This window comes from Polycladomyces subterraneus (genome assembly GCF_030433435.1).
GTDB classification, from domain to species: domain Bacteria; phylum Bacillota; class Bacilli; order Thermoactinomycetales; family JIR-001; genus Polycladomyces; species Polycladomyces subterraneus.
In genome coordinates this window covers 88,116-107,163 of sequence record NZ_JANRHH010000041.1, presented here as the reverse complement: position 1 = coordinate 107,163, position 19,048 = coordinate 88,116, and the positions used below count along the sequence as shown (strand labels likewise).

At 51.3% G+C, this 19,048-nt stretch carries 20 protein-coding genes; 12 read left to right on the top strand and 8 right to left on the bottom strand.

Annotation, left to right across the window (positions count from 1 at the left end):
- Positions 1-197 precede the first annotated feature (197 nt).
- On the bottom strand, positions 198-332 hold the full coding sequence (locus NWF35_RS12060) for a hypothetical protein (RefSeq protein WP_301239373.1): 135 nt from the start codon (positions 330-332) through the stop codon (positions 198-200).
- A gap of 347 nt (positions 333-679) precedes the next feature.
- On the opposite strand from NWF35_RS12060, the gene NWF35_RS12055 reads away from it, so the two are divergent.
- The 9 genes from NWF35_RS12055 to NWF35_RS12015 all read left to right on the top strand — a co-directional run bounded on the left by NWF35_RS12055 (position 680) and on the right by NWF35_RS12015 (position 8,558).
- Positions 680-1,111 (top strand): hypothetical protein, encoded by a 432-nt coding sequence (locus NWF35_RS12055; protein ID WP_301239372.1) that lies wholly within the window; start codon positions 680-682, stop codon positions 1,109-1,111.
- A complete protein-coding gene (alr, locus tag NWF35_RS12050) occupies positions 1,108-2,286 on the top strand; it encodes an alanine racemase (protein WP_301239371.1) in 1,179 nt (392 codons plus the stop codon). Before NWF35_RS12055 ends, alr begins: the two co-directional genes overlap by 4 nt.
- 405 nt (positions 2,287-2,691) lie before the next feature.
- Positions 2,692-2,988: a CopG family ribbon-helix-helix protein gene (locus NWF35_RS12045; protein ID WP_212775006.1), complete on the top strand. Its 297-nt coding sequence runs from the start codon at positions 2,692-2,694 to the stop codon at positions 2,986-2,988.
- Positions 2,989-2,992: 4 nt separating this feature from the next.
- Positions 2,993-3,343: a type II toxin-antitoxin system endoribonuclease NdoA gene (gene ndoA, locus NWF35_RS12040; protein WP_205495494.1), complete on the top strand. Its 351-nt coding sequence runs from the start codon at positions 2,993-2,995 to the stop codon at positions 3,341-3,343.
- A 183-nt stretch (positions 3,344-3,526) separates the two neighbouring features.
- Positions 3,527-4,543 (top strand): PP2C family protein-serine/threonine phosphatase, encoded by a 1,017-nt coding sequence (locus tag NWF35_RS12035; protein ID WP_301239368.1) that lies wholly within the window; start codon positions 3,527-3,529, stop codon positions 4,541-4,543.
- Positions 4,544-4,599: 56 nt separating this feature from the next.
- The gene (locus NWF35_RS12030) at positions 4,600-4,926 is read left to right on the top strand and encodes an STAS domain-containing protein (protein ID WP_301239367.1); all 327 of its coding nucleotides are present in this window, start codon (positions 4,600-4,602) and stop codon (positions 4,924-4,926) included.
- A gap of 2 nt (positions 4,927-4,928) precedes the next feature.
- Complete coding sequence (gene rsbW / locus NWF35_RS12025) at positions 4,929-5,414, top strand: anti-sigma B factor RsbW (RefSeq protein ID WP_301239366.1); 486 nt, start codon at positions 4,929-4,931, stop codon at positions 5,412-5,414.
- Positions 5,380-6,165 (top strand): RNA polymerase sigma factor SigB, encoded by a 786-nt coding sequence (gene sigB / locus NWF35_RS12020; protein ID WP_301239365.1) that lies wholly within the window; start codon positions 5,380-5,382, stop codon positions 6,163-6,165. Before rsbW ends, sigB begins: the two co-directional genes overlap by 35 nt.
- A gap of 236 nt (positions 6,166-6,401) precedes the next feature.
- The gene (locus tag NWF35_RS12015; RefSeq protein WP_301239364.1) at positions 6,402-8,558 is read left to right on the top strand and encodes a Tex family protein; all 2,157 of its coding nucleotides are present in this window, start codon (positions 6,402-6,404) and stop codon (positions 8,556-8,558) included.
- A 130-nt stretch (positions 8,559-8,688) separates the two neighbouring features.
- Here NWF35_RS12015 and NWF35_RS12010 read toward each other — a convergent pair whose 3' ends face one another.
- Genes NWF35_RS12010 through NWF35_RS11995 form a run of 4 tightly spaced genes read right to left on the bottom strand, consistent with a single transcriptional unit; the run spans position 8,689 to position 14,050 of the window.
- Positions 8,689-8,910, bottom strand: coding sequence for a hypothetical protein (locus tag NWF35_RS12010; RefSeq protein WP_301239363.1), 222 nt, complete (start codon positions 8,908-8,910; stop codon positions 8,689-8,691).
- Between the two features lie 32 nt (positions 8,911-8,942).
- Positions 8,943-9,179 carry a hypothetical protein gene (locus tag NWF35_RS12005; protein WP_301239362.1) on the bottom strand — a complete coding sequence of 79 codons (237 nt, stop codon included), beginning with the start codon at positions 9,177-9,179 and terminating at the stop codon, positions 8,943-8,945.
- Between the two features lie 21 nt (positions 9,180-9,200).
- Positions 9,201-9,419, bottom strand: a complete 219-nt coding sequence (locus NWF35_RS12000) for a DUF5132 domain-containing protein (protein WP_301239361.1) — start codon at positions 9,417-9,419, stop codon at positions 9,201-9,203.
- The gene (locus NWF35_RS11995) at positions 9,416-14,050 is read right to left on the bottom strand and encodes a cation-translocating P-type ATPase (RefSeq protein WP_301239359.1); all 4,635 of its coding nucleotides are present in this window, start codon (positions 14,048-14,050) and stop codon (positions 9,416-9,418) included. Before NWF35_RS11995 ends, NWF35_RS12000 begins: the two co-directional genes overlap by 4 nt.
- A gap of 121 nt (positions 14,051-14,171) precedes the next feature.
- Between NWF35_RS11995 and NWF35_RS11990 the strand changes: the two genes are divergently transcribed.
- The 3 genes from NWF35_RS11990 to NWF35_RS11980 all read left to right on the top strand — a co-directional run bounded on the left by NWF35_RS11990 (position 14,172) and on the right by NWF35_RS11980 (position 15,854).
- Entirely contained in the window at positions 14,172-14,579 is a 408-nt protein-coding gene (locus NWF35_RS11990; protein WP_301239357.1) for a hypothetical protein, read from the top strand.
- Positions 14,580-14,603: 24 nt separating this feature from the next.
- On the top strand, positions 14,604-14,948 hold the full coding sequence (locus NWF35_RS11985) for a glycine zipper domain-containing protein (protein WP_301239355.1): 345 nt from the start codon (positions 14,604-14,606) through the stop codon (positions 14,946-14,948).
- 105 nt (positions 14,949-15,053) lie between these two features.
- On the top strand, positions 15,054-15,854 hold the full coding sequence (locus NWF35_RS11980; protein ID WP_301239353.1) for a TatD family hydrolase: 801 nt from the start codon (positions 15,054-15,056) through the stop codon (positions 15,852-15,854).
- Here NWF35_RS11980 and cmpA read toward each other — a convergent pair.
- The 3 genes from cmpA to NWF35_RS11965 all read right to left on the bottom strand — a co-directional run bounded on the left by cmpA (position 15,834) and on the right by NWF35_RS11965 (position 19,044).
- Entirely contained in the window at positions 15,834-15,968 is a 135-nt protein-coding gene (cmpA, locus tag NWF35_RS11975) for a cortex morphogenetic protein CmpA (protein ID WP_301239351.1), read from the bottom strand. The genes NWF35_RS11980 and cmpA overlap by 21 nt on opposite strands.
- Before the next feature lie 758 nt (positions 15,969-16,726).
- A complete protein-coding gene (locus NWF35_RS11970; protein ID WP_301239349.1) occupies positions 16,727-17,245 on the bottom strand; it encodes an alpha/beta fold hydrolase in 519 nt (172 codons plus the stop codon).
- Between the two features lie 572 nt (positions 17,246-17,817).
- Complete coding sequence (locus NWF35_RS11965) at positions 17,818-19,044, bottom strand: RNA-guided endonuclease InsQ/TnpB family protein (RefSeq protein ID WP_301239348.1); 1,227 nt, start codon at positions 19,042-19,044, stop codon at positions 17,818-17,820.
- Positions 19,045-19,048: the final 4 nt, after the last annotated feature.

Sequence of the window (19,048 nt, the reverse complement as noted above, 5' to 3'; positions counted from 1 at the left end):
TCATGGTTTTACCCAGTGGGAAAGATTGGTTCGCCACTGGAACCTCATACCATGACGTCCACAGGAACAAGCCCACCTCCAGTGGGATGAGCACCGCTCATATGTTCGATTATACAGCGAATTGGTTGCTCTTGCCATCCCCAAAAGGGGATGCCGAGCAACGCCGCCTTTCATCCCACGATTGAAACCGTGGGCTTTCATGCGGCTTTTCTGTAAAATACACCTTGTGGCAAAGTAAACCGGTTGCCTTGGGAAGTGGTGTTGTCTGCTCTCACTCCCGGCACCATGAGGAAAAGTAAAACCAGCACCAATAAAGACGAGACTCTCTTCATTAAGCTCCCCCCCTGTCGATATGGTGAAACCGTTTGCGCAAATTATTGTATGAAATATATGAATACAATTGCAAGTAAATTCAGTTGACGTTAAAGAAGGATGGATCTTTTCCAGAAAGCTACTATTTCATGGAATATGCGCCTTTTCCCTTTGCAATTCCGCGTCCGAGCATGTATGATGATGGGTGGAAACGTTGTCGAACGTGTCTTTGCATTGTATAAATGTGGTAGAATCGTTGACCTGAGAGAAGGGCGGCTCTCTATCCTGCGAGCAGGGAACAGGTTACTCGGATCGGCACCCTTTCCGAAGTGCAGTTGACCTGCTTCGGTTTGAAAGAGGTGGAGAGATGGATTCCTCTGTTATCTATGAGGAACAGACACCGTATTTCGTGTTGCTCTATCGAAAAAGCGGCCTGATGCGCTTGTTGGAGACGGTACTGTTTCTCGCCGGGTTTGCCGGAGTGTTCTTGCTATTTCCTTACCGCTCTGTCCCGTTTATCATGGGCACGATCGTTGCGGCGGCTATGGTGATATTCGGGTTTCCCGCACTGTTTCGGGCGTTATATCGTCCGCGTTACATTCTTTATGAGGACAAGCTGGTGATTCATATGGGAAATCAGAGAGAAGAAATTCCATTGGTCCAGATTGAACCAGCTTATGATTTGCCCTATATTTTCCGAATTCGAGGCAAACGCCGTCCGCTTTTAGTCAGCAATCAATTCGTGGATCAATTGCAAACTCAGTTGGAGATCATTCGGCGAACAGGAGCTCGAGGATGAACCAAACCTATTTCCGTGATACGATCGCAGAGATTGATCTCGATGCCATCACACATAATGTTCAACAATTTAGAAATCGATTTCCGTCATCGGTCAAGCTCATGGCGGTCGTCAAGGCGGACGCCTATGGTCACGGTGCTGTTCCCGTGGCGAAAACCGCGCTGGAAGCCGGTGCGACCCATCTGGCTGTTGCCTTTTTGGATGAAGCGCTGGAGCTGAGAAATGCGGGGATCGAAGCGCCGATCTTGGTGTTGGGGTATACCCCGCCCGCAGCGGTGGCGGAGGCCGTGCGCCGCGATGTCACATTGACCGTGTATACGGAAGAGGTTGTGGACGAGGTGGCAAGCCAAGCCGCCCGATTGGGACACAAAGTACCGGTTCATGTCAAGGTGGATACCGGCATGGGCCGATTGGGATTGTTTGAAGATGAAGTGTTGCCGTTTTTACACAGGATCGGACGGTACGATTCGATCGAGGTGGAAGGGTTGTTCACCCATTTCGCCACGGCGGATGAAATGGACAAATCCTATACGAAATGGCAACATGAACAATTGGAGCGTATCATCGTTCGGTTGCAATCGGAAGGGATCAAGATCCCGCTTGTTCACTGCGCCAACAGCGCCACGGCGATTGATTTACCAGCGTATGCACATCAATTGGTTCGTTTGGGGATCAGTATGTACGGGTACTATCCCTCCGCCGAAGTGAACCGCGAAGCGGTGGACTTGCGCCCGGCTCTGACGTTGAAAACGAAAATTGTCCATCTCAAACGGCCGCCTGCGGGTATGGGTGTCAGTTATGGAAAAACGTTTGTTTCCGACGGGACACGCTGGATCGCGACCATCCCCGTGGGATATGCAGACGGTTTCAACCGTTTGCTCTCCAATCGAGGTGAAGCGCTGGTCAACGGACGCAGGGTGCCGATCGTCGGCAGGATTTGCATGGATCAGACGATGCTGGACGTGACCGAAGCCATGCCGGTCAAGGTGGGAGACGAAGTGGTTCTCTACGGAATGCAAGGGAAAGAGCGGATCACGGTCGACGAAGTGGCGGAAGCGTTGGGCACCATCTCCTATGAAGTGACATGCATGATAGGTTATCGCGTGCCGCGCGTCTACAAAAAAGGCGGACGCATCATCGGTGTGGTGAATCGATTGGGACAAGCAAACTTTTAACATCCCCGATAGAAACTGCTGGACAGGTGCGACCCTATGGTGAAAAATCCGCGGGAATAGGCGGGGAACAGCAGGAATTTTGTCGTATGGGTCGAATAAATTTATAAAGTAGCGAGCAGGAAAAACCAAGTGCGAAAACACCTAAAACTACTACGCGAGTGAAAAGCTCGTTAGACTGAATCAAGTAGGCTTGGACGAAGCCATCGTGGATGGATGTGGGTTGCCACGCCGGATGAAGCGAGAAGCTCACGGCGACCAAAGGGAGTGCCTTGGTGTTTAGCCGTGTGAAGAAAGTCACAGTGTTCTCCCCGGTCCGTCTTGGGGAGGCGGACTCATTTGATTAAAGTATATTTTTGCAACCCTTACGTCATAATGGTAGTATTGTAAGGGAAATCGCCAACGGTGATGATTGGTTGGGGGTGCGAAGTTTTGTCCGAAACCAAGCGAATCATGATCAGCCTACCCAAGCATCTGTTGCAAGAAGTTGACGGTATGGTGGCGAAAGAGAATTCCAATCGAAGTGAGTTTATCCGCCAAGCGATGAAGCTGTACCTGCAAGAGCGGAAAAAACGGTTGATCCGTGAGATGATGCAGCGCGGCTACATGGAGATGGCGAAAATCAATTTGAATATTGCTTCCGAGGCCTTCGAAGCCGAAGAAGAAGCGGACGACACTTTGGAACGACTGGTTAGTGGGGTGTAACCATTTGATTGTCAAGCGTGGCGATGTTTACTTTGCCGATCTATCACCAGTGGTTGGATCGGAACAGGGTGGGGTCAGGCCTGTTCTGGTCATCCAAAACGATATAGGCAACCGGTTCAGCCCCACCGTGATCGTCGCCGCGATTACCGCTCAAATTCAAAAGGCCAAGTTACCCACCCATGTGGAGATCGACGCCAAAGCCTACGGGTTTGATCGGGACTCGGTGATTTTGTTGGAGCAGATTCGTACGATTGATAAACAGCGCCTGACCGACAAAATCACCCATTTGGATGAGGAAATGATGAATCGGGTCAACGAAGCGCTGATGATCAGCTTGGGTTTGATCGACTTTTGACGAGGGATATGGAATGCCACGCGCGTTCCCTATCCCTTTTTTGTTGAAAGAACACGGGAATCGGGATACAATGCAGTTGAGCTGAATAGAGTGGTAACCACTCATAAGTGAACTGGGCAGCTGGTCCCGGATAGATCATGAGCGTAAGTCAAAGGCGGACGTACAACGGGACGAGGTGACACTATGGATGAGCATTTGAAACGCCAATATGAGGAATTGCTAAGTTCCTATTCGCGGGAGAAGCGTGAGGACCATCTCTACGCTGCCCAACAGTTGAGCAAGTGGATGATGGAGCAGCGCATTCCCCCGGAGGAGATCATCAGTATGCACGCCGCCGCCGTGAAAAAGATGCTCCCCGATGTCCCGCCCGTCGTAATAGACATGTTCGATCTATTGATCGAGATCATGATCGGTTACGGCATCGCATATAAAGAGCATGAATCACTGATTGACCGCCAACGGGAACTGGAGTATGAGATCGAAGTGGCCGTCGGCATGCAGCAAACCTTGCTCCCCCGTTCTACTCCCCAGTTGCCAGGTACTGAAATCGGGGCCGTCAGTATTGCGGCCAACAAAATGAGCGGTGACTACTACAACTTCGTCGATCACGGGGAAGGGAAAGTCGGAATCGCTCTATCTGACATCATTGGTAAAGGGATTCCCGCAGCCTTATGCATGTCGATGATCAAGTACGCCATGGATGTATTGGTCCACAATCCGCCAGGGCCGGCCGAAGTGTTGCGCAATCTGAATGCGGTGGTGGAGCGCAACGTCGATCCCAGTATGTTTATTACCATGGTTTACGGGGTGTACAATTCAAAAGACCACACGTTCCGCTATGCCACGGCGGGCCACGAGCCTGGTTTGCTATACCGGGCGGAGGAAGGAACGTTTCACGATCTGAAATCCCGCGGGCTTGTTCTTGGTGTGTCACGGGATACCACTTACCAAGAGTTTCAGGTCCAGTTGAAACCCGGAGATGCCATCATTCTGTTTTCTGATGGGGTGACGGAATGTCGGATTGACGGACAATTTTTAGGAAGGAAACGATTTCAAGAAATAATTTTAAAATATTTGGACAGGCCAGCTCAAGAAGCGGTGGAATCGATTTATCAGCATATATACGAATTGGCTAATTACAAGTTGAAGGACGACCAGACCATCCTATTGATTCGTCCGAAACCATTATCAGATGGATAAAAGAGGTGTTTCGAGCTTTCGGAAAACGGGTACTCTAGTAGCGGAGGTTGAAGCGAATGAACGTATCCATCAAAGAACGGCAGGATTCTGACAGGATGACGACATTGGAAGTAACAGGCGAGATAGACGCCTTCACGGCCCCCCAATTGAAAGAAAAACTGATGCCGCTATGTCGGGACAGCCGTGTGGTGTATCTGGACTTATCGCAAGTGGATTATATCGACAGTACGGGATTGGGTGTCCTGATCGGTGCGTACAAGTCCTTGCGGGCTGCGGCGGGACGTCTCGTTATCACGGGGGTCAGTCCGCGTTTGGAACGGTTGTTCCGGATCACCGGCTTGAATGAGATCATCGAGATTGAAGGGACGCAGGAGGACGAATGATCATGAAAGATCAACCGAGGGACCTGATCGAGCTGACCATTCCGGCCAAAGCTGATTACGTGGGCGTAGTGCGATTGGCTATTTCCGGCATCGCCACCCGTATGGGTTTCTCATATGATGATATTGAAGACTTGAAACTGGCGGTGGCGGAGGCGTGCACCAATGCAGTCCATCACGCATACCGGGGAGAAGGCGGAGAAATCTCTATCTGTTGTAATCTGTACGTCGACAGACTGGAAATCGAGATCATCGATCAAGGGTGTAGCTTTGACGTATCGGCCGTCGAAGCCAAAGCGGGTCCAATCAACGGGCGGATTCCCTATCACGCCTTGCGCGAGCGAGGTTTGGGTCTCTATTTGATGAAGTCGCTGATGGATCGCGTGGAGATCAAAGGCGACAATGGTGTGGTGGTGACGTTGACGAAGTACATCAGGAGGGACGAGGTGGAGGCAGATGTCGACTCGCCCACAGAAACCCGATCTCACTGACGCAGAGGTATTGGAGAAGATTCGTCAATACCAGGAGAGCGGAGACAGTGCCATTCAGGAAGAGCTGGTCACGCATTACACCGAATTAGTGGAAACTTTGGCGTCCAAATTCGCCCGTGGCAGTGAACCTTATGAAGACCTTGTACAAGTGGGGATGATCGGGCTCTTGGCTGCGTTGAAGCGGTATGATCCCGCCTATGGCCGGAGTTTCGAGGGATTCGCTGTGCCCACGATCGTCGGCGAAATCAAACGGTACATCCGTGACAAAACGTGGAGCGTACATGTGCCACGCCGCATCAAAGAGCTGGGACCGCGTATCAAAAAAGCGGTAGAAGAACTGACTTCGAAATTGCATCGATCTCCGCAGATCGAAGAGATCGCCCAATACCTCAACGTGACACCTGAGGAAGTATTGGAGACGATGGAGATGGGACGCAGTTACAATGCCGTTTCCGTCGATACCCCGATCGAAGCGAGCAGTGATGGTTCTCAGGTGACGCTGTTGGACATCGTGGGAGACGAAGATGAAGGTTATGAGCATGTGGACCAGCGTATGTTGCTGGAAAAAGCGTTTCAGGTATTGACTGAGCGTGAACGGGAAATCATCCGTATGACGTTTTATGAAAATATGAGCCAGAAACAGGCTGGGGAACGGCTTGGCATTTCCCAGATGCACGTATCCCGTCTTCAGCGGCGAGCCTTGCGGAAACTAAGGGAATCGCTGAGGATGGAGCCTTCGGAATGCATGTGAGCGAACCTGTGATATCCCTGATTTTGCCAACGTTGGGCGCCTCGTTGGTTTTTTGTCATGCCCCGTGAAACTCCTTCCCCTGATTCTCCATCTGTTGTTCCCTCCGTTAAGACTGTTTACTTCCTTCAAAAAACACCGAGGGTGACTCCGTTTGTCACGATCCGTTCATTTGCGTCCTCGGGTATGGCGGAGTATCATGGTGGAGTCGAAGATTTTTCTGAATACGGGAGGCGGTTATGCAGGTTCAAGAGATGTTGCGTCTGATTGCCGAAGAGTTGGGCATTCAGGTCAAACAAGTGCAGGCCAGTGTCGAATTGATGGAGGAAGGTAACACAATCCCCTTTATCGCCCGTTACCGAAAAGAGCGGACAGGTGAGCTGGATGAGGAACAGTTGCGTGCGATCGCAGATCGTTATCAATATCTCGTTCAGTTGAATCAGCGAAAAGAAGAAGTTATCCGGCTGATCGATGAACAGGGCAAGTTGACGGACGAATTGAAAGAGCGGATTCTGCAGGCGGTTAAATTGCAGGAAGTGGAAGACTTGTATCGACCGTTCCGCCCCAAACGGAAAACCCGCGCCTCCGTGGCCAAAGAGCGTGGGTTGGAACCGCTGGCGGAGGCGATGCTGCAGGCGAAAAGTGAAGCGGAAGTGACCGCTTTGGCGCCGCAGTTTGTCGATGAGGAAAAAGAGGTGAAAACCCCGGAAGAGGCGCTGGCCGGGGCGATGGACATAATTGCCGAGGCGTTGTCTGATGATGCCGAGGTACGCAAATGGGTGCGGGAGTACACTTGGAAACACGGGGTGCTGGTCTCCTCGGCCAAAGATCCGGACGTGCGCAGCGTCTATGAAATGTATTACGATTATCGTGAACCTGTACATAAAATGCCATCCCACCGCATTTTGGCGGTGAACCGCGGCGAACGCGAGGAAATCCTGCGCGTGCAGGTGGAAGTGGAAGATGGCCCGATTATGGAACGCTTGTACCGATGGTTTTCCGTTCCGACGCACGCCTATCTGCGTCAGGCTGCAGAAGATGCATACAAACGGCTGATCGCTCCGTCGATTGAACGTGAAATTCGCTCGGCTATGACGGAAAAAGCGGAGGAACAAGCGATCCATATCTTTTCGGAAAACCTGCGAAACCTGTTGTTGCAACCGCCGGTACGCGGCAAAACCGTACTGGGTGTTGATCCCGCTTACCGTACGGGTTGTAAGCTGGCCGTGGTGGACGATACAGGCAAATTGCTCCATGTTGGTGTGGTCTACCCCACACCGCCGCAGAACAAAGTGGCTGAAGCAAAAGCTACCGTCAAGCGGATCGTGGAAGATTACGGTGTCGATCTGATCGCGATCGGAAATGGGACGGCATCGCGGGAGACGGAAGCGTTTGTCGCGGAGCTGATCCGTGAGATGGATCTGGAATTGTACTACGTGATCGTCAATGAAGCGGGAGCCAGCGTCTATTCCGCATCCAAACTGGCCCGGGAGGAATTTCCCGACCTGGACGCGGCACAGCGGAGCGCGGTTTCGATCGCCCGCCGTCTGCAGGATCCGTTGGCGGAATTGGTGAAAATCGAGCCCAAAGCCGTTGGTGTAGGGCAGTACCAGCACGATGTATCGCAAAAACGGTTGGCGGAAAGCCTGACTGCGGTAGTGGAATCGGCAGTGAACCACGTGGGGGTGGATGTCAACACTGCATCCGTTTCCCTGTTGCAATATGTATCGGGTATCAGTGCATCGGTGGCCAAAAACATCGTGAAAAGGCGCGAAGAACAAGGGCGGTATCGCAACCGGGAAGAGCTGAAGGAAGTTCCCCGTCTGGGTGCCAAAACGTTTGAGCAGTGTATCGGCTTTTTGCGCATTCCCGATGGTGAGAACCCGTTGGACCGAACGCCCATCCACCCCGAATCGTATCCGGTGGTGGAGCGTCTGTTGGCGGCGTTGGACAGCCAACCGGAAGAGATCGGAACTGAATCGCTCAACCAAAAGCTGCGACAGGTCGATGTGGAAGCGATGGCTGAACGTTTGGATTGCGGCGTCCCCACCCTGCGGGACATCATCTCCGCATTGCTCCGACCTGGACGAGACCCGCGCGACGAACTGCCGGCCCCGATTTTCCGCTCCGACGTGTTGAAGCCGGAGGATTTGAAACCGGGTATGCAACTGAAAGGCACCGTGCGCAATGTGGTCGATTTCGGTGTGTTCGTGGATATCGGTTTGAAAAATGACGGGTTGGTGCACATCTCCAAAATGAGTGAACGGTATGTGCGGCATCCGATGGACCTCGTCTCGGTGGGGGACATTGTGGACGTTTGGGTGCTGAAGGTGGACTTGGAACGGGAACGCGTCGGACTGAGCATGATCCCGGTATCGACAGAGGACACGATGTGATTTTCGTCTTCACGAGATTTCGACCATCTTCTTTTTGTCCTGTGTGTTCGCGGATTTGATCAACGACAGGGGGCTTGTCCCCCTCTTTTTTCAATAAAAAAAAAGCCCGTTGCGGGCTCTGACTTCAATGTTAATCAAAATAAGCGAATTGAATGTTACGCTTATATTCCAGGTACAGACGGATGGCACCAACAATAGCCACTATCAAGGAAGCGATGGCCGAGATCAGTGTGGCAATTGCAGCTGCCTGTTGCATGGCATCTACACCCCCTGGTTGAAAATCACCTTCACCATAATAGCAAAGGAACCAGAAGGCATCCATAGAAAATATACCCATATCATGAATGGTCATCCACTGTTAACGAGCCGTTTCCATGTGCGGATTTATAACCATTTCCGGAGGCGAGTAAAGGAGATCCACCCCAGTAAATTGATCCGGTTCGCTTTTCCTTTTTCTTTGATGGCATGATATACACGACCCAAGAATTCCTCCCATTGGCGACCGAGCGCTTCTTGGCTTTCCTTTATTCTTTTGTATTCCTCGATGCTCAGATCTAAAGCCTGTTCGATATGGGAAAAGGCTTGGGACAGATGTTGGTCGATGTTGTCCCGGTTGTTCACAGTGGTTCCTCCTTTTCGACATCACGGAAGCATATCCAGTTCCCGGTCGAACCGTTTTTTCATGCGCTCAAACTGAGCTTCCGCTATAAAATCTTCCATCTCTTCCTTCATCCTGCTCCATACATAGTTTCCCCGTTGCCGCATTGGCTGACATACCTGCTTCGCAATAGGGAGAATCGCCGGAACGGCCAGGATCAAAGCCGTTCCGACAATCCATTTATCCATTGATTTCCAAATCATACGATTGTCCCCCCCAGTCTGGGTGTTGTCCGGTTGGCCATTGGCTGGTTATTGGCAGATAACATCGCAATCAGCGGTTCCGAGACTTTCGACACTAGACCTGCCACTAAAACGATGGGCACCCAATCCCTCAAGCCGAGAGGCGCAGTGTGCAGAAAACGAGCCACGGGTGGAATATAAATGGACCCGAGCAAAGTGAGAAGGGATGCACTCAGCGCACCCGTAAGAAAACGGTCTTTGGTCCACTCTGAGAGACGTTCTTCGGAACCTTCCTGTCGCCATGATAAAGTCTGGATCAGCTCACCCAACACCAAGGTGGCAAAAACGGTCGTTTGAGCGACAAGCAACGAACTGCCGCGACGCAGTTGCATCAGGAACAGACCGAGTGCTCCGGTGCTTAATAATGCTCCACGGGTAACCACTTTCGTGTACAGTGAGCGGTCCACAATGTCGGTGCGACGGGTTTGTTTGGTTTTGTTCCCCGGGTTAACCGCCAGAATCATCGCGGGCAACGCATCCGTCATCAAATTCATCAGTAGGATTTGGATGGGGATCAGCGGCATCGGTAAACCAGCGATAACAGCTGCGCCTGTGATGATGATCTCCGCCAAATTGCCGGTCAGCAAGCATCCCACCGCTTTTCGGATATTGCTGATGATGGTTCGTCCCTCTTTCACCCCTTCGACGATCGAAGCGAAATGGTCGGTTTTCAATACCATGTCCGCCGCTTCCTTGGTTACTTCGGTTCCCGTCAACCCCATGGCGATCCCTACATTAGCCTGTTTGATTGCAGGGGTATCATTGACACCGTCTCCGGTCATGGCCACAACTTCGCCCCGTTTTTGATAGGCGGTGACGATCCGAAGTTTGTGTTCAGGTGTTACCCGTGCAAAGATGGATATCGATGGAATCCTGCGCTCCAGTTCCTCGTCGTCGATTTGATCCAATTCCCGTCCTGTGATCACACTGGTTTCATCGCTGTAGATCCCGATTTGTTTGGCGATGGAAATGGCCGTCATGGGATGGTCACCGGTGATCATCACTGTTTTGACCCCCAGTTTCCTTGCTTGATCGATACTTTCCGCCACATCGGGTTTCGGTGGATCCATCATTCCCATGATGCCGAGGAAAATGAGGTTGTTTTCTTCCGGACAATTCCCCTCATTCTCCAGATGCTCCACATCGCGGTAGGCAAAAGCCAAAACACGAAGGGCTTGACTCGCCATTGCCTCATTCTTGCGGAGGATGGCCGCTTTTTCTTTTTCTGTCAGCGGGAGGATTTGTCCTCCGGATTGAATACGATCGCACAGCGGTAATATGGATTCCAAGCTCCCCTTGGAAAACAGATAACACGTTTCCTCACTTTTTTTGCATGCCACGGTCATTCTGCCGTTGGCGGAATCAAAGGGAATTTCGTGGATACGCGTCCATTCGGAAAGATTCTCCTGCATCTGTGCTTTTTGAGCTAGGGCTAATAAGGCTCCCTCCGTGGGGTCACCTTTGACCTTCCAACGCCCCTCTTCCTCAAAAATTTCGCTGTTGTTGCACAGCAGGCTGATTTGCATCATTCGACTCATTTCGGGATGGTTTCTTTGAAACGTTTTTCCCGATTCTTCCGCGATGATGTTTCCTTTTGGAGCATAACCGTTTCCTTCCACACGCCAATCTTCGTTCAAGGTAGCGATCTTTTTCACAGTCATTTCATTTTGCGTGAGCGTGCCGGTCTTGTCAGAGCAGATCACCGTGACTCGCCCCAGGGTTTCCAAAGTGGACAAGCGCCGGATCGGAGCGTTTTTCCGGGCCATCCGATAAATGCCGGCACTCAAAGCGATCGTGACCGTTACGGGAAGTCCTTCGGGAATAGCGGAAGCCGCCAAAGCAATGGACGTGCTGATCATTTCGGGCAAGGGAATACCCCGCATCAGGCCAGTCACGCACACTGCTGCGGCAACGATCACCGCTCCTTTTACAAAGGTTTTGCTCATGGAAGTAATCCGTTCTTGAAGGGGTGTTGTTTGCTTCTCGAAATTATTTCCCGACAGGACACGCCCCATTTCCGTTTGAGATCCGGTGTTGACCACAATGCCGATCCCTTTGCCCCGGATGACATCCGTTCCCATATAGAGCATGTTGTTTCGATCGGATAGAGGGGAATCGGCCGAAACGGGTTCGGGACTTTTTCTGACGGCTACAGATTCTCCCGTCAACACCGATTCATTGACCTCCAGATTCCAGGAAAGAAGAAGACGCAGATCAGCAGGAACACGATCTCCCGCTTTCAGGCAGACTACATCCCCCGGAACCAAATCTGTTCCCGATGTCTCCACCGTTTGTCCCTTACGGATGACACAGGTCACCGGTGGCTGGTACTGGTTCAACGCTTCTACCACTTTTTCTGCTTTTCGCTCCTGCATGGCCCCTACAGCGGCATTGGCCAACAATACCGCTCCCATGGCAAGACCATGAAAAACGTCTCCAGTTAAAAAGGACAGTGCGGTGGTTCCCACCAGCAACAGGGTACTAAACTCTTTAAATTGCTCGAAGAAAGATACCCACCATGACTTTCTCTCACGGGCTTGCAGTCGATTTTCCCCGTATTGCTTTTTCAGCTCCTGCACTCTGAAGGGGTCCAACCCCTGGCTTTGTTCCACATGAAAATATCTCAGTACGTCGGACGCTGTTTTCTCATGCCAGCGGAGATCGGGTTCGGAAAGCAAACCTTCAGAAGTGGCGGAAACCTCCAGCAAGGCCTGTTCATTGTTTTTCAAAACGGTAGCTCTCAATCTCTTTTCATTCATTTTTACCCTGGATAGGAAGATGAGAGAGAGAGCATCGGCTATCAAATTGATGGTAAATGCACTAACCCGAAACGGGAGAGCCAACAACGGTCCTAAGGCATTCCAAAATTTAGATACCCGAACATGCTGATGGATCAATTGATCGGTCCGTTCCGCGATAAGACGGGCCTCCATCATCGAATTCAGGAGATTGCCTGTGGTACGTGGAATTTTCTGTCCTAACATCGTCTCCTTTATGGAAGCGGTACGGGAAGAAGACACCCAAATCACTTCTTCTCCGCGCTGACGGAGGCATCCAATCCGTTCTTTGATTTCATCGGGACCGAGGGAGGACCAACTTGAGTCGATCCGATATCGGCGCAATACATCCGCTTTGGCGTCAGAGGTTTCCAACACGGCAACGGTCCAATCCGGTTGGCGATACCGTTGAAATTGCTCAAAGATCGGGGTCAATCCACCTGTGGAACGGTACAGGATCCCTTGTACTTGGCTGACATCACCGGTTCGAACGACGGTGAACCATACTTGATATCCTTTCCGGATCAGCCGCTTAGCCGGGAGAAGGTAGGAGCCGCCGTCCAATCCAACCTTTTGCAAGTATCGGAGCGTACCAAAAAAGACGTCATGGTTTTGGATTCGTCCATATACACCCTCATCCGCTTCCTGAACATGGAAAGCGGTTCGGATGGTCCGGCCTGTTTCCCCCGCCTTTTGAAGGATTTCCTCTTTCCAGGGATGTTTTGTTTTTTGTAACAGAGTGGCGGTCCAACACCACAGTCGTGCTTCGTCTTCTCTGTCCGCCATGCAAAACAGTTCCTGGCTGTCCGGGGTGAACAAAAGTGAATCATTTTCAAACAAAAACGTTTTGGTCCGGGCCAGTTGAGGGAGCGAACCGTTTTCAGGGATGGGCAATCTTTTCTCCTGGCAGCGGAGTTCTGCACTTTTCCAAGCCGGCTCCACAGAAATGGTAGCGGTTCGTGGATTGGCACCCAACAAGACAGCCAACCCCCGAAGCGGGTCCTTCGTTACCGCCCAGGTAGCTCCTGCCAACAATCCCCCCCACTTTTCCGCCCGTCGACTGTAATCTTGGATATCGGATGAGACATAGTCAAAGGTGTTGGGGTCTTCTTTTCGGTTCTGGTGATATTTCCAGTTGATGTATTGAATGATGCTAAGACCAGCCAATACAACCAAGTTTTCGCGAACAAGCGCCAGCGCAAAGGCGGCTGTTCCAAGGATAAGATCGGTGTTCCATTTTTTCCGTACGCGTAATTTTTGCAAGCCCCGTTTCAAAAAAGGGTAGCCCGTAGCCACGGAGATCAAGCTGGACAGGTAAAAAGGAACCATCCCTCTCGCTAAGGCGGATTTCCCCATATACGCCTGTTTTGCGCCGATGGCTCCTAAACCGAGCAGAGAAACGGTTAAGGGGAGTGGAGTCGTCCGATGAGACTGGACAGTATCGATTCCGACAGTCGATTGATCATCAAGCAAGGGTGTCGCGGAAGCTGCGACTTCCACCTTTGCCCGGTGACAAACTTGCGAAGAGTCGACTACCGGCCGTTTCTCGGACACTGATACCGACATATCGGCGGAATTGCGCTGCAGTGCAGACAGAATCAATTCCATTACCCTGTCTTTTGTCAACTGGGTCGGATCATAAAAGATCAGCATACTCCCAGTGACAAAACAAGGGTTTACCTTTTGGATTCCGATTTGCCCCGTCAAAAACGCAGCTAATTCAGAAGCTTTTTTTTGATTTCCTTTACATGACGATACCAGGACACGAATCCGTCCGGGCAACGCGTGAATGCAGCGAATAGGTTCGTTTTTCACCTTGATTCCCACCAATTTTCGGTTTAACAGGTTGTAGTGTTAACCAAACCAGCTGTCCATATACCGGAGTATGCACCGGTTGTTTTGGGCAACCTTTGAATTAGATAAGGAGGTGGATGGCGTGGACCTTAGAAAATGGATGAATGTTAAGTCGCCCGTGGGTTGGGCTGCAGCAGTAGCTCTTATCCTTGCTTTTTCGCCTGGAGCAAGAAAAACCGCCCGGCGGATGGCGATAAAGGGGACGGCCACAGCGATGAATATGGCTGAACAGGTCAAAGAAACCGCGATCGGGATGCAACAACAAGTGAAATCATGGATGAAGCGGGATCCCATGGAATTGGAAGACGTTCCTGATCCAACGCGGGAAGAGGTTGGCAAGCAATCCCCTGTTGGCGGGGAATTACGTTTGGATGGGTTTGAAGAGCTCCTGCAATCGTTGATGAAGCAGCTGGAAAAACAACAGCAAGAGTTGGAGGCTCTTCGCCATCAAATGGAAAGCAGTCAGAAACCGGATGGGTCCGGATCCTAACAAACGGACAGGAGGTGGTCACACATGAACATGTTACGAAACAGTTCGGTCTGGGCGGGGGTTATCGCTGGCGGATTGTCACAGTGGAAAGATACGCAGGCGTATAGGCACGGAGAAATCCGTAAAGCGGATTACAAGGTGCATACTGTAGGCAATATCACCGGAGCTGCAGGATTGGCGGCTGGGATCGAGTATGGGGCGCTGTTGGGTACCATGGTTGTGCCCGGAATTGGTACCGTTGTGGGATCGATTCTGGGAGGACTTGCCGGGGATAAATTCGGACGCTTCTTGGGAGAAGGAGCCGCATCGATGGTTTACAAGCCGTCTGCCAGGGTGTGGCAGAATTCCTTCGATATGGACCATATGTAAATCAGAATTAGGAAAAACCCCTGACAGGCTCAGGGGTTTTTTAGACTTTTGTCAAACAGCGGGGGCTTGTCCCCCGTTTTTTATTATGTAGAGGAGGGAGGACAATTGGAGAAGGGAATGTCACTGGTTGACACCCATGTTCATTTCGATCAATTCCCCGAGGAAGAAGTGCCGGAAATCATCGAGCGGGCTCGGCAAGCAGGTGTGAACCATGTGGTGGCCGTGGCGTCGGGGGCGGACTCATGCCTCCGTTTGTTGGAGTGGAAACGAAGGTTACCGGACTGGTTCACTGTTGCTTTCGGCGTCCATCCGGAGCGGAAGACGGATGATGCGGAAGTGGAAACAGTGATCGAGCTGATCCGGCGGCATCGGGAGGAGATCGGTGCCATTGGGGAAGTGGGATTGCCCTATTACACACTGCCGGAAATGCGGCGAAAGCAACCGCCCTCTCCCGACGCGGTTGCCCGTTTGTCCCGTTTTCTTTTGTTGGCGGCAGAGCTTGATTTGCCGGTGGTACTGCATGCCGTCCACGAAACGGCGGAACCGGTCCGACAGCTGTTGCGCCGACATGGGGTAAAACAGGCGGTGTTTCACTGGCTCAAAGCGCCAGCTGATGTATTGCGACACATCGTGGATGATGGTTATCTCATCTCGGTGACACCGGATGTGCTTCACAGGGAACGGGACCGTGAGTTGGCCCGCCAAGTACCTTTGTCCCAGTTGTTGTTGGAAACGGATGCGCCGTGGGAATATGAGGGAAAAAGAGCGGAACCGGCGAGGGTAAAGGAAGTGGCGGAGGAAGTGGCCAGAGTGAAGGGTGTGACGTTTCGGCAAGTGTGCCAGCAAACGACGGAGAATGCACGACGCCTGTTCAGTATCGATACATCAATGGCGACGGGGTGGTAAAGCATCCTGTTCCTTTTCGCGATACGTGAACCAACACGCGTTGAGAAACCGGATCTGCTTACGGTCTTTGCCGTAGAACGCGCGCATCAGCTGGTTGCGCAACCATTTGGGCATGGTGATCCCTCCCGGTATCAACGTTTCTCTTCATACAGGGTATGAAAAAGCCCCGGTCCGCGTGAACAGCGATCGGGACTGACGAGATCAGGGATTCATGTTGATTCAGTTGAAATGTGAAGATGTTGTCTCAGTTAACCAGGTGAGATTGCTGCAAAGTGATTGAATCGCACGCGATTTCGTGAGCGGGGCCGAAATCCCATCGAGCGATTTTCGCTGTTGCTACAGAGTGGAGACGGGAAAGCGGCCCTCGGACTTTGTCATCAATCTGGCTCCGGTTAACCGGGTCTAGCGTAATGTTCGGCGATTTGCTGTCTGATCCACTCTTGGGTACAGCATTCATCCAATGCCTCTGGTTCGGATGAAATGGGCGATCCGCAGGTCGGGCAGACTGGTTGGGGAGGCGATTCGGGTTTCATAAGGCCACTCCTCGAGAAGAATGTTTGGTTTAGTATATTACAACAGAAGAATGAATGTGATGGTGTACTATAACAATCATCGAAACAAAAAAACGGTCCCCGAAGGCTGGTGGATCACAGACCTTCGTGGTCCGTCTCGGAGACAGCCATAGGAAAGCCGTTTTCCAGTTCTCTGCCGGACCTTTCCCTGATTCAGTCAACTCTGTGCATGCCGCTCCAAAAACCGGAGCAGATGCCCGTGAAACAAATCCGGTTGTTCCAAAGGCGGGAGATGTCCCGTCCCCGCCATTGTGATCAGCTCGCTTGTGGAATGGCGGATGCAATCCGTTGGGCAAGCGTTTAGATTTCCTCCCAATCTTGATCTCCCCGGATCACCAGCGTGGGTACATTGATTTCGGCCAAGCGATCGATGGTGGGTGGAAAATGCGGTATCCCTTTGCTTTCGCGTTTCCAGTAGTCCAGTACGGTTTGTCGCACGTATCGTCGAACTGCGGGAACCACTTCCGACCGCTTGCGGAAGGGACCTTCCACCCAAGTTTTCAGAAACTGTTCCAACGCTTGTTCCACCCGACCTTTTTCACGAAGCCGATGGATTTCCCTCTCGTTGGCGAGAAACGCGTCTGACCAACGATAGCCGCTTAGACCCGGATTGATCAGTACCAGGTTCCGCACTTGGTGTGGATACTGCAGCGCAAAGTCGATGGCGATTTTCCCACCGACTGAGATGCCGACGATGGATGCGCGGTCCACCCCCAACCTTTCCAACAGTGCATACAAATCGTCGTGATGGGTAAACGAGCCCGCAGCATCTCCGGATCGGCCCACTCCGCGCAAGTCGTAACGGATGACGCGGCTCATCCCACATCCGATGATTCAGTGGCATGCCGTGCAATAATACGACGGCTGGACCTTCCCCTACCGATTGGACATAAAACGGAACACCGTTGCATTCGATTTGGCCGGACATCCCATTCCTCCTTTCCGAGTGCAAGCGGGGACAGATTGACAATGATGATCCCGCCGACAACCAGTAGTAGTCCCGCCAACATGTGGTGAGAAAACGACTCATACAACAGAGCGCTTACAACAGCGAGCCGAACAGCGGGATCTAAACAGGAGCAGGGAGACTTTGCTTACTGGATGCAATTCCACAGCAGGAAACCGGTTGCCGAATACCCCGCGAATAAAATTGCCGGTCAGTCTGATGGGGCCCGATCACCTGACAAAGGGAAAGTCCGATTCCGCCTTCGCTGCCGGAATCGGACTTTTGTCGCACACAAAGGGTTTTGCACAGGTCGCTATTATGGTTGTACCACATTACGATAAGAACCGTAAATAACGGTTTTCGTCGTATTGGCGTTCGCTTGACAATGACTGTGTTCGCCCATAATATTGTGACATCCTCCCCCGAATAATTCGGGGGCATCCACTTAGGATGCATACAGTGAAGCACTGTAATTCGGTTCAGTGACACCATGCCAACCAAGATGGTAGGACATGGTCACGGGCCGTGCCACTCGGCCACTACTCCTCTTCATAGGAGATACCTTGAAAGCTTTTTCGAAGATATTGAGTGCCCCGTTTACATCCGCATGAGCATTCCAACCGCAAGAGCAAAGGTATAAACCTCTATGCTTTCGATTAGAAACAAGAATCTGGCCACAAGAGTGACAAGTTCTCGAAGTATTCCTTTCATCGATATGGTCTCGTACTTCCATTCCTGCCAGTTCACCTTTGTATTTGATCATGTTGATGATCTTGCGGTAAGGCCAGCCATGTAAACGTTGGTTCACGGAGTCACCATAGTCAATGTTCTCCCGAATCCCATTCAGATCCCCAATTGCAATCTCTTTTACTCCTTTTTTGAGGCATTCGGAAATCAGATGAGTTGTTGCAATATGTAAGAGATGATCTACCTGTTTACGCTCCTTGTGAGCGATTTGGAACCACCTGCGGGATCTTTGTTTCAGGTTTGCTCTGACTTTTTGCCAGTATCTCCGGATGGATTTGATCTTTCGTCCGGAGTACAAAGAGACAGTTCCATCATCGAATACACATGCCATGAGGATGGTCTCACCCAGATCGATTGCCACCCGTCCCGATCCTTCATTTTTACTAGTCTTCACTTCCACCATCAGACGGGCTTCCAGCTGCCCGGAAATCTTATCGTAGATGATGGACAGTTGCCTGATGCGCTCATATTGAACATGAGGACGATGGGAGATTCGGAAAGAGACACTTTTTACTCCATCCTGACGACTGGTTCCCAAACTGAGAGTCACTTTGTTCCCTTGGACTTTGAATCCACTCTGAACATATTTGAGGGGAGAGAGGGCAGTTTTTCTACGGAAGCCTGGTGCGTGATGCTTAGTCAGTCCCTTTTTCCTCAACTCAAAAAAACTCTTATATGCCTGGATCACCTCATCTCGTGTAAGTTGCACTGACATAGAGTAATATCCTCTAGTTCGTGGTAGCTCTTTCAAAATGAGATTGAGGTTTTTTCGAGAAACCTTTACTTTCCCTTTCTCCTCATACTCTTTTCGAAGATGCCATAAAAGACCATTGTATACTTTGGTAGCACAAAGCATGGCATCTTTCAGCACAGCTTCTGTTTTAGGATCTGAATGAATCTTTGCTTTGATGGTAAGGATAGGCATTTAT